The 12,585-nt window shown below is 64.0% G+C and carries 13 protein-coding genes and 1 tRNA gene; 9 read left to right on the top strand and 5 right to left on the bottom strand.

What is annotated here, in order from left to right:
* Window positions 1-12: 12 nt before the first annotated feature.
* From N551_RS0113315 to N551_RS0113325, 3 genes are all read left to right on the top strand, one after another.
* Window positions 13-1,617, top strand: coding sequence for an alpha-amylase family glycosyl hydrolase (locus N551_RS0113315; RefSeq protein WP_027567390.1), 1,605 nt, complete (start codon window positions 13-15; stop codon window positions 1,615-1,617).
* 142 nt (window positions 1,618-1,759) lie between these two features.
* On the top strand, window positions 1,760-1,939 hold the full coding sequence (locus N551_RS0113320; RefSeq protein ID WP_027567391.1) for a CsbD family protein: 180 nt from the start codon (window positions 1,760-1,762) through the stop codon (window positions 1,937-1,939).
* Window positions 1,936-3,096, top strand: coding sequence for a DUF305 domain-containing protein (locus N551_RS0113325; protein ID WP_027567392.1), 1,161 nt, complete (start codon window positions 1,936-1,938; stop codon window positions 3,094-3,096). Before N551_RS0113320 ends, N551_RS0113325 begins: the two co-directional genes overlap by 4 nt.
* A gap of 12 nt (window positions 3,097-3,108) precedes the next feature.
* Here N551_RS0113325 and N551_RS0113330 read toward each other — a convergent pair whose 3' ends face one another.
* The gene (locus tag N551_RS0113330; RefSeq protein ID WP_027567393.1) at window positions 3,109-3,717 is read right to left on the bottom strand and encodes a cysteine hydrolase family protein; all 609 of its coding nucleotides are present in this window, start codon (window positions 3,715-3,717) and stop codon (window positions 3,109-3,111) included.
* A 34-nt stretch (window positions 3,718-3,751) separates the two neighbouring features.
* A complete protein-coding gene (locus tag N551_RS0113335; protein ID WP_027567394.1) occupies window positions 3,752-6,073 on the bottom strand; it encodes an FdhF/YdeP family oxidoreductase in 2,322 nt (773 codons plus the stop codon).
* Window positions 6,074-6,229: 156 nt separating this feature from the next.
* Between N551_RS0113335 and fdhD the strand changes: the two genes are divergently transcribed.
* The 3 genes from fdhD (at window position 6,230) to N551_RS0113350 (ending at window position 8,741) form a co-directional block, all read left to right on the top strand.
* Window positions 6,230-7,063, top strand: a complete 834-nt coding sequence (fdhD, locus tag N551_RS0113340; protein WP_027567395.1) for a formate dehydrogenase accessory sulfurtransferase FdhD — start codon at window positions 6,230-6,232, stop codon at window positions 7,061-7,063.
* A 162-nt stretch (window positions 7,064-7,225) separates the two neighbouring features.
* Window positions 7,226-7,855 (top strand): DUF1326 domain-containing protein, encoded by a 630-nt coding sequence (locus N551_RS0113345; RefSeq protein ID WP_027567396.1) that lies wholly within the window; start codon window positions 7,226-7,228, stop codon window positions 7,853-7,855.
* A 64-nt stretch (window positions 7,856-7,919) separates the two neighbouring features.
* A complete protein-coding gene (locus N551_RS0113350) occupies window positions 7,920-8,741 on the top strand; it encodes a DUF2182 domain-containing protein (RefSeq protein WP_027567397.1) in 822 nt (273 codons plus the stop codon).
* 144 nt (window positions 8,742-8,885) lie between these two features.
* Here the strand turns inward: N551_RS0113350 and N551_RS0113355 are convergent.
* Both N551_RS0113355 and N551_RS0113360 read right to left on the bottom strand, forming a co-directional pair.
* A tRNA-Leu gene (locus N551_RS0113355) sits at window positions 8,886-8,970 on the bottom strand.
* 204 nt (window positions 8,971-9,174) lie between these two features.
* On the bottom strand, window positions 9,175-9,417 hold the full coding sequence (locus N551_RS0113360) for a FliM/FliN family flagellar motor switch protein (protein WP_007603171.1): 243 nt from the start codon (window positions 9,415-9,417) through the stop codon (window positions 9,175-9,177).
* A gap of 80 nt (window positions 9,418-9,497) precedes the next feature.
* Between N551_RS0113360 and lipB the strand changes: the two genes are divergently transcribed.
* Window positions 9,498-10,235, top strand: coding sequence for a lipoyl(octanoyl) transferase LipB (gene lipB / locus N551_RS0113365; protein WP_027567398.1), 738 nt, complete (start codon window positions 9,498-9,500; stop codon window positions 10,233-10,235).
* A gap of 184 nt (window positions 10,236-10,419) precedes the next feature.
* Complete coding sequence (locus N551_RS0113370) at window positions 10,420-11,133, top strand: DNA helicase (protein WP_027567399.1); 714 nt, start codon at window positions 10,420-10,422, stop codon at window positions 11,131-11,133.
* Between the two features lie 60 nt (window positions 11,134-11,193).
* Here N551_RS0113370 and N551_RS0113375 read toward each other — a convergent pair whose 3' ends face one another.
* Window positions 11,194-11,616, bottom strand: coding sequence for a 4-oxalocrotonate tautomerase family protein (locus N551_RS0113375; RefSeq protein WP_027567400.1), 423 nt, complete (start codon window positions 11,614-11,616; stop codon window positions 11,194-11,196).
* A gap of 110 nt (window positions 11,617-11,726) precedes the next feature.
* Between N551_RS0113375 and N551_RS0113380 the strand changes: the two genes are divergently transcribed.
* On the top strand, window positions 11,727-12,578 hold the full coding sequence (locus N551_RS0113380; RefSeq protein WP_027567401.1) for a LysR family transcriptional regulator: 852 nt from the start codon (window positions 11,727-11,729) through the stop codon (window positions 12,576-12,578).
* Window positions 12,579-12,585: the final 7 nt, after the last annotated feature.

The raw sequence follows: 12,585 nt of genomic DNA on the forward strand, positions 1-12,585 counted from the left end.
TAATGCAAGGAAATGAGCGAGGCGTCCCGTGACGAAGGTGCATGGTGGGAATCCGCCGTCATCTACGAAATCGCACTGATCTCGTTCCAGGACTCGGACGGCGACGGCAAGGGCGACCTTGCCGGCCTGACGTCGCGGATCGATTATCTGAAGTGGCTCGGCGTCGACGCGATCTGGCTGACGCCGATCTACAAGAGCCCCTTCCGCGACCTCGGCTACGACATCTCCGACTACTGCTCCATCGACCCGGCGTTCGGTAGCCTCGATGCGTTCGACCGCCTGCTCAAGGCCCTGCACGCAGCAGAGATCCGCGTGATCCTCGATCTCGTGCCCAATCATACTGCCAACGATCACGCATGGTTCGTCGAGAGCAGCAGCTCACGGAACAGCGCGAAGGCCGATTGGTACATCTGGGCCGACGCAGCCGAGAATGGCGGTCCGCCCAACAATTGGCTAAGCCGCTTCGGCGGCAGCGGCTGGGAATGGTGCGAGGCGCGGCGGCAATATTACTACCATTCCTTCCTGGTCGAGCAGCCCGATCTGAACTGGCGCAACCCGCAGCTGCGCGCCGCGATCGCCGACGTCATGCGCTTCTGGCTCGATCGCGGCGTCGACGGCTTTCGCGTCGATGCCAGCGCCGTCCTGATCAAAGACGAACTCCTGCGCGACAATCCGCATAACCCGCAAGCGAAAGGCAAGCCGCCGCCGCAGTGCCAGACGCCTGTCTTTACCGACGATCGGCCGGAGACGATGGATTGCATCGAATTCATCCGCGAGGTGATCGATGGTTATCCGGGGCGGATGTTGTGCGGTGAGGTCCAGGGCAAGACCGACCGCATCGGCCACTTCTACGGCAACGACCGACCGCGCCTGCATTTGCCGCTCAATTTCGCGCTGCTGGACTCGCAATGGGACGCGCTGTCCCTGCAAGCAACGATCGACGCGTATTACAACGCCATCCCGGATCATGCATGGCCGGTCTGGGTGATCGGTGGTCACGACAAGCAGCGGGTCGCGAGCAAGATCGGCGACGCGCAGATGCGGGTGCTGGCGATGCTGCTGATGACGCTGCGGGGAACGCCGTTCTTCTTCATGGGCGACGAGATCGGCCGCAAGCGCGTTCCCATTCCGTCCGACCGCGTCCGCGACCCCTTCGAGAAGCTCGTGCCGGGCTACGGCCTTTGCCGCGATCCGGAACGCGCGCCGATGCGTTGGGACGACAGCACCAACGGCGGCTTCACCACCGGCAATCCGTGGCTGCCGCTGGAGCCGCCTGACGGCGCGGCCAACGTGGCCGGGCAGCGGCGCGACCCGCGTTCGATCCTGGCGCTGTTTCGCGCGCTGATGACGTTGCGGCGCGAGCACGCGTGCCTGCACCACGGCGGTTACGAGCCGCTACGCGCGCAGAACGACGTGCTTGCCTACAGGCGGACGGGTGACGGCAGCGACATTCTGGTCGCGCTCAACATCGCCGCCGAGCCGCGGAAATGGCACTGGCAAGGTCGCGGCCGCCTGTTGATGTCGACGCATCTGGACCTGCCGTCCGAGCCGCTGCCGGGTGCCACCATCCTGCTCCGCGGCAATGAAGGCGTGATCATCGCGATCGAGCCACGGTGAGACCGAGGAACCATCCGCGCGGCAGCGAGTCTCATCAACGCTTCCGACGTCCCCCCTGCCGGAGGCAGAGTAGACCAAACCGCGGCCCCGGCGCTCACCCCCTTCAAGCGCCGGGGTAGCGGCGTGAGCCTGGAGGCGGACCATGAGCAAGACCAAGGGCCTCGGTCAGCGGATCGCTGGCAAGACGAAGCAGGCCATCGGTGAAATCGTCGGGGATCAGGATCTCCATGAGGAAGGCAGGGAGCAAGCGGGGCACGGCCGGGACGAACAGAGCAAGCCGAGCGAGCTCAATCCGTCGAAGAAACTCAATCAGCTGACGTGAACGCCGTCGCGCCGTCCGCCATTTCCTGTTCAATTCGCCCCGGTGATGAAGCCGCCTCACGGCGGCGCTCCCGCTGGATCGCCGCTGCCCAACTCGGCCTGATCAGCAGCACCTTCTCGACCATCGTCAGCCAGCTCTTCGCCGCGCGCATCGGACGCGATGCCGCCGTCGACTGGATGACGGTCGCCGCCATTCCCGCGCGCGATTGGGCGATCAGCGCAGAGCCGTCGTGGAGCGCGATCCTTGCCGGGATCGCGTTCCATCAATGGGCGGACTTTTCCTGGGCGCTGGTCTTCTTCGGCGTGCTCGGACGCTGGACCGCCGACCTGCGGCCGCTCACGATCCTGCTGCTCGCCCTGCCATGGGCCGTGTTCTCGTCAAGCATGGAATGGTTCATGTTGGTGCCGCTGTTTCCGTTCTGGCAGCCGCTGTTCACGCTGCAGCAGCCGTACTGGATCGGCCTGCTCGTCCACAGCTCCTCGGCCGTGATGTACCCCCTGTTCGCCAGGCTGCGCTGGACGGGGGGAGCTGCACCCGCGCGCAATGTTCGCTTCACCAATGCCTGGATCACCGGCGCGCTGGCCTTGATCGCCCTGCTCGGCGCGACCGCGTTGTTCGGCGGCCATGGTTACGAGCCGCCGTGGATGGGCCACGACAGAGACGCGGACCAGACTTACATCCGTCACATGACCGCGCATCACGCCCAGGGCATCGCGCTGGCGCGGATCGCCGCGGAGCGCGCGCAGGACCCGCATCTGCGAAAGCTGGCGATGCTGATGGTCGCAAGCCAGACGGGCGCGAACCGGATTTTCGAGACCTGGTGGCTGAGCTGGTTCGACACCGAGATGCCCGATTGCAGCTCGGACGAACGTGCCGCCATGCCGGGCTTCCTGACGCAGGCCGAGATGCGGCAGGTCAAGGCCGCGCCGGCGGATCAATTCGACACGCTGTTCGTCGAGACGATGAGCAAGCATCACGCCGGCGCGGTCAGGATGGCCGACCAGATGTGGCATAGCGGCGGCGATCTGCGCCTGCGTGTTATGGCCCACGCCATCCGCCACGAGCAGCAGGGGGAGATCGCGCTGATGCACGGCGCGAGCGGCATTGCTGCCGTCACCACGGCGTTCCGCAACATGCTCGGCGACAACGTCAATTGAGTAGATTGCACCCTACTCGCGCCAGAACTCCGCCAATTCCTCGGCGGTCATCAGGTCGACCTGGCCGTGAAAGCGGGTGCGGTACATCGTCATGAGCGCATCGTGGCCGACATCGGACGAGCTGCACAGCGCATCCTCGACGATGACGACCCTGAAGCCGAGATCGACGGCGCTCAGGACCGTCGAGAGCACGCAGACGTCCGTCTCTGCCCCGGTGATGATGACCGTGCGGACTCCCTTGTCCACCAGCAGGCTCGCGAGGCCGGGATTGCTGAACGCCGAATAGGCCGGCTTGTCGATGACGGCCGCCGGGGGAACGAAGCGGCTCAGGGCCGGCACGAGTTCAAGACCGGACGGCGGAAGATGTTTGCGGGTCGCCTGTCGCCAGCGACGAAAATAGCTCTGCCACTGTCCGGGCCGATCCTCCGGATCTTCCGGCGTGATGAATCGCGTGAAGATCGTTCTGGCCTGATGGCGCGAAACGATCGAGGCGATCGTCGGCAAGACCCTCGCCATCCATGGCGTCGCCCAGAGACCGCCGGGAGCGAAGATGTTCTGCATGTCGATGCACAAGTGAACGGCGTCGCTGATGTCGGTCACGTCCGACGCGCTGTCTCTCATCGTCCTTCACTCCTGTGGGCGTGATCGACGGCGTTCACGACGCCGAGATCGGAGCCTCTCCGCCCTCGACGATCTCCGGAAGGACGTCCTTGAACAAACGCACCGGAATGGATTTCGCAGCAGGGACCTTGCTGCCCTCCGCCTGATGCCAGAGCGGAATGAGCACGTTGCACTCGGGATAATAGGCCGCAATGCTCCTGCGCGGGATGCCATAGGGGACGATTTGGAGCTCGCTCAAGCTGCGCGTGACGCCATCGCCCGCCTCCGTCACCAGCGTGACGGTATCTCCTGCTTTCACCCCGTCTTCCTCCATGTCAGCGGGATTCATGAACACGACGTAGCGGCCACCCTCGATGCCGCGAAAGCGATCGCCTTCGGCGTAGATCGTCGTATTGAACTGTCCGTCGGCGCGCAGTGTCATCAGCTCGTAGACTCCGTCGGTCTCGCGGGGTGGCGCGAAGGCCGACTTTGGAACGGTGAAGTTCGCCTTGCCGTTCGGGGTCTTCCACTTCCGCTCGCGCGCCGCGAGCGGCCGCGCAAAACCGCCGGGTTCGAACATGCGCGCATTGAAGTCCTTGAACTGGTCGGGATAGGTGCGCTCGATGGCGTCCCGAACCCGCGAATAGTCGGCGACCCAGGCGTCCCAATCGATCTTGGGGTTGGGCTTCAACGTTGCCTTTGCCAGGGCGGCGACGATCGCCGGCTCCGACAGGAGATGGTCGGCCACCGGCTTGCGCTGGCCGCGCGATCCGTGAATGCAGGTGGTGGAATCCTCCATCGACACCGATTGTGCGCCGCTGGCCTGCCGGTCGATTTCGATCCGGCCGAGGCACGGCAGCAGATAAGTGACCTCGCCCGGCACGAGGTGGGTCCGGTTGAGCTTGGTCGCGATCTGCACCGATAGGCGCAGGCCGGACCAGGCGGGCTCCATCAGGGACCGCTCGGGAACGGCGCGCAGGAAATTGCCGCCGAGGCTGACGAAGCCGCGAACGTCGCCTTTCAGAATGCCCTCGCAGGCGTCGACGGTGGACAGTCCCTCCCACCGCGGCGGCTCGAAGCCGTAAAGCTCCGCAAGCTTGTCGAGCGGCACCAGCTTGGTCTTCTCGGAAATGCCGACGGTGCGCTGGCCCTGCACGTTGGAGTGGCCCCGGATCGGCGAAATGCCGGCACCGGGCTTGCCGATATTGCCGCGGAGCAGCAGCAGGTTGACGATCATCTTGTTCGTCTCGACGCCGTGCTTGTGCTGGGTGATGCCCATGCCGTAATTGGCGATCACGGCCTTAGCCTCCATATAAGTGTTCGCGGCCTCGCGCAGGGCACCGCGCGAAAGCCCCGAGGCCCGTTCGATCTCCTCCCAATCCTGTGCACGGCAGAATTCGGCGAACTCCTCGAAGCCGGCCGTGTGCTGCCGGATGAATTCGACATCCACCACGCGCGCAGTTTCATTTTCCCGAGCGAGGTCGTCCGCCTCGATCACCCATTTGCAAATCCCAACGATCGCCGCCGCGTCGCCGCCGACACGCACCTGATAATATTGCGAGCTGATGCGCGTGCCGCCTGCGACCATCTGGACCGGATTTTGCGGATTGACGAACCGCTCCAGGCCGCGCTCGCGCAGCGGATTGAACGTTATGATCGGCACGCCGCGCTGCGCCGCCTCCTGGAGCGGATGCAGCATGCGCGGCGCATTGGTGGTGGTGTTATGGCCGAAGAAGAAGATGCAATCGGTGATCTCGAAATCCTCCAGCAGCACCGTGCCGACCGGAACTCCGATCACCTCCGGCAGCGCCACCGACGTCGTCTCGTGGCACATGTTCGAGCTGTCGGGGAAATTGTTGGTGCCGTACATGCGGCCGAACAATTGGTACATGTAGCTGGTTTCGAGCGAGGCACGTCCGGACGTGTACATCACGACGGAACGGGGATCGAGCCGGTTCAGCTCGGCGCCGATATCCGCAAAGGCCTCGTCCCAGTCGACCGCTAGATATTTGTCGCTTGCCAGGTCGTAACGCATCGGCGTCGTCAGTCGCCCCTGCTCCTCCAGTTGATGATCGGACCAGGTTCGTAGTTCAGTCAGCGTATGTTGCGCAAAGAACTCCGGTGTCGCGGTCTTGCTAGTAATCTCCCAGGCGGTCGCCTTGGCACCGTTCTCGCAGAACTCGAATGGACGTGGCTTGGCCGGCTTGGCCCAGGAGCAGCTCACGCACATGAATCCGTCGGGCTTGTTCTGCTTGAGCAGGATCTCGCTGCCGAGAATGGCGACCTCTTCCTGCGTCAGGATGCTTGCAACGGCTTTAAGTGAGCCCCAGCCGCCTGCCGGCGCATCATTGTTCTCGACCTTTGCCTTTTGCCGCATGGCGTTTCCTTCAATCGCAAGCCCTGCACGCAGAACCCGAGATGGGATGGCAAGTTCCAACCGTTCGGAACCTTGCTCCGGTTCGTGCGTCGATGAATCGACGTAGGACGAACACCCATGCACGGCTCTCGATCCGGCGCACACGATCGCGCATCCATGCCCACGCCATCCGTGAGAATGCCCCGGCTCACGTCGAGCGGGACGCACGATGAGCGGATGCTGGCCGAGGAATGTCCCGTGGCACTCGTCTACGACGGAACGACCGTCGCCGTTGTGATGGCAACTCCCGCCGATCTGACCGACCTTGCTGTGGGATTCAGTCTGACCGAAGGGATCATCGGCGACATCGGCGAGATCGAGGAGCTCACGGTCGTTCCCGGTCCCGATGGGATCGAACTGCGGCTATGGCTGCGACCGAATGCCGGGCGACGGCTGAAGGAGCGACGGCGACAGCTGGTCGGGCCGACGGGTTGCGGCCTGTGCGGCATCGACAGCCTGCGCGAAGCCGGCCGTATCGCTCAGTGCGTCGAGCAACCGGCGAGCCTCACGCCGGAGCAGATCAGCATGGCCATCGCAGTCCTCACCGAGTCACAGATCCTCAACCACAAGACACGCGCCGCTCATGCCGCGGGTTTTTTCCGGCCAGGCAGCAAGACCATGATGGTGCGCGAGGACGTGGGGCGCCACAACGCCCTCGACAAGCTTGCCGGCGCTCTCGCCATCGAAGGCGCATCCGGCGGCGCCGGCGCCGTCATCCTCACCAGCCGGATATCGGTCGAGATGGTGCAAAAAACCGCCGCGATGGGCGCCGGCATTGTCGTCGCCATGTCTGCACCGACTGCGCTTGCGGTCCGAACGGCGGAGGCCAGTGGCATCACGCTTGTCGGTATCGCACGGGGCGACGAATTCGAGATCTTCAGCCATCCGGCGCGGGTGTTCATGCCCGCGGCCACGCAGATCGAGCCGGAGTTTCGACCGCAGGCAAACTAAGGGAACCCGGGCATGAGGGGTAGCGAACTTCGTCGCGCTCACCTTGCTCGACATATGTCGATGGTGGAATCGGCTTGCGGTGCTTCCTCACGAAGCGTAATTTTCAACTCTACGTAGCTCATTCGAAAGCATCTATCGGGTTCGGCCAAGCGGGAGACAGCAATGGCGGATGTCCCATGGCACCTTTCCGGTGACTATTTCGAGAATTGCAATTGCAGCATCGTGTGCCCCTGCCTGATGTCGGCGGCGCCGCCGTTGACCGCGCGACCGACCGAGGGCTTCTGCAACGTACCGCTGATCTTCCACATCGAGACCGGCCGCTATGGCGAGATCGCGCTCGATGACCTGAATGTGCTCGTCATCCTCCACGCACCTGGGGTCATGGCAGACGGAGACTGGTCAGTGGCCGCCTATATCGATCAGCGCGCCAACGATGACCAGACCGAGGCCCTGGCTGCAATCTTCACCGGCGGTGCCGGCGGTCCCATGGCCGCGTTCGCGCCTCTGATCAGCAAGAACCTGGGGGTACGCAAGGTCCCGATCACGTTCCGGATCGACGGCAAGACGCGGTCCGCGGAAATCCCCGGCATCCTGCACATGTCCGTCGATCCCCTGCCGACCATGCATCCGAGCGGCGAGATGTGGACGAACATCGGCCATCCGGTCAGCCCCGACGCCATGGTGATGGCAGTCGGCGCCGCCGGCAATACCTTCAGCGATCATGGCATGCGCTGGGATAATTCCGGCAGGAACGGCCTCTATGCGCCGATCCGCTGGTCGAACCAGGCGTAATGTAAACTCCAGATACGGCCTGCATCGGTGGCCGGCAGCATCGATCGCACAACATCGATCGCAAATGACGGACAGCCCCTTGGAAGCCGTGCTGCGGCGCGATCGCTGGATCGTCGGCGGCGCGATCGTCCTCATGGTCGCGCTGGCGTGGAGCTATGTGCTCTGGCTCGCCAACGACATGGACATGGGCGGCATGGACATGACCGAGTTCCGCATGATCCCGGCTGGGATCGGAATCATGCTGCCAGCCGACGAGCCGTGGCGAACAATCGAGTTCGCCTATGTGTTCCTGATGTGGGCGGTGATGATGATCGGAATGATGGCTCCCTCGGCCGCGCCCATGATCCTGATGTACGCCCGCGTAGGTCGACAGGGCAAAGCGCAAGGCAAACTATTCGCAGCGACCGGCTGGTTTGCCGCCGGCTATCTCCTGGCCTGGTGCGGCTTTTCGCTGGCAGCCACCTTGCTCCAATGGGCGATCGAACGGGCCGCCCTGCTGGATTCCCGGATGGCGATCGCGAGCAACCTGCTCGGCGCCATCGTGCTGATCGCGGCGGGCGTCTATCAATGGACACGGCTCAAAGACGTCTGCCTCGCCCAATGTCAGTCGCCGTTTCTGTTCCTGATGCGCCACGGCGGCTTTCGCAGCGAGCTGCGAGGCTGCTTGCTGCTGGGCTTTCGGCATGGAGGTTATTGTGTCGGCTGCTGCTGGGTATTGATGGCGCTGTTGTTCGTGGGCGGCGTGATGAACGTGCTCTGGATTGCGCTTTTGTCGTTGCTTGTACTTTTGGAGAAAGTCACGCCGGTGGGACGCTGGATCGCGCGCGCTGCCGGCATTGCCTGTGTGGCTGCGGGCGCGTGGCTCCTGCTGACCTTGCCGAAGTGATTGCGAGTCGCGGACGACGATCGCGCCGACTCTCGGCCGCGAGATCGAACATCGAAGACTGGGGGAGGCCCCGTTCCAAGGTTCGCAGCGCGAACACGGCGGGCACCGAAGATCGCGAAACAATCTTTCGCGTGTCAGTTTGCTTGGTGCGCTCGGAGGGACTCGAACCCCCACGATTTTACTCACTGCCACCTCAAGGCAGCGCGTCTACCAATTCCGCCACGAGCGCTTTTGGGGATGCCGGCTTTAGGCTTTGAAGGCCAACCGGATCAACGGCGCCGATCTAACAAATCCATCAGAGGGGTACAAGCCTCCAAAGGCCCTGAATTCCACAAGCTTGGCAGGAAAGTTCCGGCTCTTCGCGCCGGGATCGGCCTTTTCCGCCTGCCCAGGCGGCTGCGCGTGCCCGGGCCGCTACCGCGTGCCCAGGCCGCTACCGCGTGCCCGGGATACGGGGCAGCATCTGCTTGACCTCGACCGCGATCCGGTTGCGGTCGACCAGCACGACGCCGGAGGCGACGGGCAAATTATTGGCCAAAACCTTGACCTCGTCGGCCTCGGTTGCGTCCAGCTCGATGATGGCGCCGCGGGAAAGACGTAATACTTGATGGATCGGCATGGTTGTCGTCCCGAGGACGACCATGAGATCCACGGTGACTTTGTCGAGAGTAGGCACTTCAGCACCACCGCAACTTGGGACTAGGACTAGGGACTTGGTATTTGCGCCTGGGATCATCACCCGGTTATGGTTAGCCAATGGTTAATTCACCCCAAAACCCCCGCCAAGAGCTCGATTTGACGGCGTTTTCCGCCTCTTCCGGCGAGCCCGTGGAGTGGCGGATTTCGGACGCGCCCGTGCCCTATCCGGAGGCCGTGGCCGAAATGGAAGCGCGCGTCGCGGCGATTGCGGCGGGTGAAGCTCCGGAGCTGGTCTGGCTGCTGGAGCACCCCCCGCTCTACACGTCCGGCACCTCGGGCAAGGAATCTGACCTGCTCGATGCCCGATTCCCGACCTTTGCCACCGGGCGGGGCGGCCAGCTCACCTATCACGGGCCCGGCCAGCGCGTGGCCTATGTCATGCTCGACCTGAAGCGCCGCCGGCCGGATGTCCGGGCCTATGTCGCGAGCCTGGAAGAGTTGATTCTGCGAACGCTCGCCGCGTTCAACATCCGTGGCGAGCGGCGAGAGGACCGGGTCGGCGTCTGGGTCAAGCGGCCCGACAAGGGACCCGAGCATGAGGACAAGATCGCCGCGATTGGCGTCCGGCTGAAGCGCTGGGTCTCGTTCCATGGCATCGCCATCAATGTCGAGCCGGAGCTGTCGCATTTCGACGGCATCGTGCCCTGCGGCGTCGCCGATCCCCGCTACGGCGTCACCTCGCTGGTCGACCTCGGCCAGCTCGTGACGATGAGCGATGTCGACGTGGCGCTTCGGCAAGCCTTCGAGGAGCTGTTCGGGCCGACCCAGGCGCTGATGCCGGAAGCGGCGGCCTAACTTCCGGTCTCCCTTATTCTCCGCAAACCCGGAATCAGCTACGCTTGATCTCGGTGTCGCCCCCGCCTCCCCCCTCCGCCGGGAAAGTACATTTCATACCGGGCGAATTGATCATCGGACCGACTGTTCGAGCGCCAGGCATAAGGAGGGGTTGCGTTTCAGCTCGCAATGGGAGGTTTTTGCGATGAGACTGTCTGCACCCATTTATCATCTGAAGCGAAGAGCGAAGCGCCTGTCCCGCGAGGAAGGCATTCCGCTGCACGATGCGCTCGACCGCATCGCCGCGACGGAAGGCTTTTCCGCATGGAGCATGCTCGCGGCGAAAGCTGCCGCAGCGACGCCGGCCAACCGGCTTTTCCCGCAATTCCAACCGGGGGACCTGGTGCTGGTTGGCGCGCGTCCCGGCCAGGGCAAGACCCTGATGAGCCTGGAGCTTGCCGTGGAGGCGATGCGGTCAGGCCATCGCGCCGCGTTCTTCTCGCTGGAATACACCGAGAAAGACGTCTTCGATCGCTTTCGGGCGATCGGCGTGGACCTGGCGCAATTCGAAAAACTCTTCGAGGTCGATTGCTCCGACGCCATCAATGCCGACCACGTCGTCAAGCAGATGGCCGCAGCACCGCGCGGCACCGTCGTGGTGATCGACTATCTGCAACTGCTCGACCAGCGGCGGGAAAATCCCGACCTTTCCGTTCAGGTGCGCGCGTTGAAATCATTCGCGCGCGACAAGGGATTGATTGTCGTCTTCATCTCGCAGATCGACCGTTCCTATGATCCCTCGCTCAAGCCCTGCCCTGACCTGGACGATGTCAGGCTGCCGAACCCGCTCGACCTGAAGCTGTTCGACAAGACCTGTTTCCTGAACAAGGACGAAGTTCACTTTCGCATAGCGAGCTGACGATCAGGAGGCTCAACCGGTTCAGGCCGCGGGTGAGATCGTTCACCCGCGGTCCGCGGTTCACGCCTTCTCCGGCGAAACCTCGAGCTTGCCGGCGACGTAGCGCCGCTCCTGGGTCAGGCCGCCAAAGCCGTAGGCATCGCCCTTGACCTCGTCGACATGCAGATAGGTCTCGTGATGCAGCGGGCCCAGGATCCCGGCCATGCGCTGGAACATCGCGGCGAGATAGGCGGCCTTCTCGTCCTTGGTGTTGGTGCCTTCGCTGACGTGGATGTCGATCCAGTAGCTCGCGAGCTTTTGCTCTGCGAGCGACTTGCCGCCGGCGAACCAGTCGGCCGCCTCCACCGACTTCACGATGATGGCCGTGACCTCAGGATCCTTGTGTAGGATTTTTGCGGTGAGCTCGGACACGGCGCTCGCGATGTCGGCCTTCAGCGAGGGCGACTGGCGGGAGGTGGTGTAGGACACGGTGATCAGCGGCATGGTCGTTCTCCTCGGATGTCGCGCAGGTTGCGCGGCGTTGGTGAGAAGCTAGACCCGCCCTCGACATTTTGGTATCTTATCTCTGTTGATACCAGTGATAAGAGATAATAATGACAGCAACGCTCGACATCGCCACCGTCCAGGCCTTCCTGCTGGTTGCCGACCTCCAGAGCTTTACGCGGACCGCCAAAGCGCTCGGCACGACCCAGGCGGCCGTCAGCCTCAAGCTGCAACGGCTGGAGACGCTGCTGGGAAAACGTCTCGTCGAGCGCTCGCCGCGCGCGGTCCGTCTTACCGCGGATGGCGCAGCGTTCCTCGAGCGCGCCCGCGCGCTCATCGCGGCGCATGATTGCGCGCTGTCGGGCGAGGGATCAGTCGCGCAGTCGCTCTCGCTCGGCATCTCCGACCATGCCGCGGGCCCGGAGTTGGTACCGCTGCTCGAACGCCTGCATGCGATGTCCTCGAACCTCACGCTCGCCGTCACCATCGGCTTCTCCCGCGAGATGCAGGAGGCCTATGATTCGGGCCAACTGGATGCGGTGATCGTGCGCCAGGAAGGCAGCCGGCGCGGCGGCGAGAAGCTGGCCGAGGACGAGTTCGGCTGGTTCGCGTCACGACGCTTCACAGTGCCAAAGGGGCCTTTGCCGCTCGCGACGCTCGCCCCGCCCTGTGGGGTCCGCGCCATCGCCGTGCGCGCGCTCGATAAGGCTGGCCTGAAATGGCGTGAGCGCTTCGTCGGCGGCGGCGTCACCGCCGTGGTTGCAGCCGCGCTCGCCGGACTTGCAATCGCGCCGCTGGCGCGACGGATCGCGCCCCCCGGGCTGGTCGACATCGGGCCGACCCACAAGCTGCCGAAACTCGGCAGCTCGAAGGTGATGCTACATTCCAAGGTCAGCGATCCCGCCAAGCTGGCGGCGCTGCGCGCAGTCGCGGCAACATTCCGGAGCGTGGCGGCGATCTGACGCCGCA

Source organism: Bradyrhizobium sp. URHA0013, assembly GCF_000518345.1.
In the GTDB taxonomy this organism is placed as follows: Bacteria; Pseudomonadota; Alphaproteobacteria; order Rhizobiales; family Xanthobacteraceae; genus Bradyrhizobium.

What these genes read in the sequence shown, in the direction of transcription:
- N551_RS0113315 (WP_027567390.1), top strand. Translation starts at nt 13, where the DNA reads ATGAGCGAGGCGTCCCGTGACGAAGGTGCATGGTGGGAATCCGCCGTC.
- N551_RS0113320 (WP_027567391.1), top strand. Translation starts at nt 1,760, where the DNA reads ATGAGCAAGACCAAGGGCCTCGGTCAGCGGATCGCTGGCAAGACGAAG.
- N551_RS0113330 (WP_027567393.1), bottom strand. Translation starts at nt 3,717, where the DNA reads ATGAGAGACAGCGCGTCGGACGTGACCGACATCAGCGACGCCGTTCAC.
- N551_RS0113335 (WP_027567394.1), bottom strand. Translation starts at nt 6,073, where the DNA reads ATGCGGCAAAAGGCAAAGGTCGAGAACAATGATGCGCCGGCAGGCGGC.
- fdhD (WP_027567395.1), top strand. Translation starts at nt 6,230, where the DNA reads ATGCCCACGCCATCCGTGAGAATGCCCCGGCTCACGTCGAGCGGGACG.
- N551_RS0113345 (WP_027567396.1), top strand. Translation starts at nt 7,226, where the DNA reads ATGGCGGATGTCCCATGGCACCTTTCCGGTGACTATTTCGAGAATTGC.
- N551_RS0113350 (WP_027567397.1), top strand. Translation starts at nt 7,920, where the DNA reads ATGACGGACAGCCCCTTGGAAGCCGTGCTGCGGCGCGATCGCTGGATC.
- lipB (WP_027567398.1), top strand. Translation starts at nt 9,498, where the DNA reads ATGGTTAATTCACCCCAAAACCCCCGCCAAGAGCTCGATTTGACGGCG.
- N551_RS0113370 (WP_027567399.1), top strand. Translation starts at nt 10,420, where the DNA reads ATGAGACTGTCTGCACCCATTTATCATCTGAAGCGAAGAGCGAAGCGC.
- N551_RS0113375 (WP_027567400.1), bottom strand. Translation starts at nt 11,616, where the DNA reads ATGCCGCTGATCACCGTGTCCTACACCACCTCCCGCCAGTCGCCCTCG.
- N551_RS0113380 (WP_027567401.1), top strand. Translation starts at nt 11,727, where the DNA reads ATGACAGCAACGCTCGACATCGCCACCGTCCAGGCCTTCCTGCTGGTT.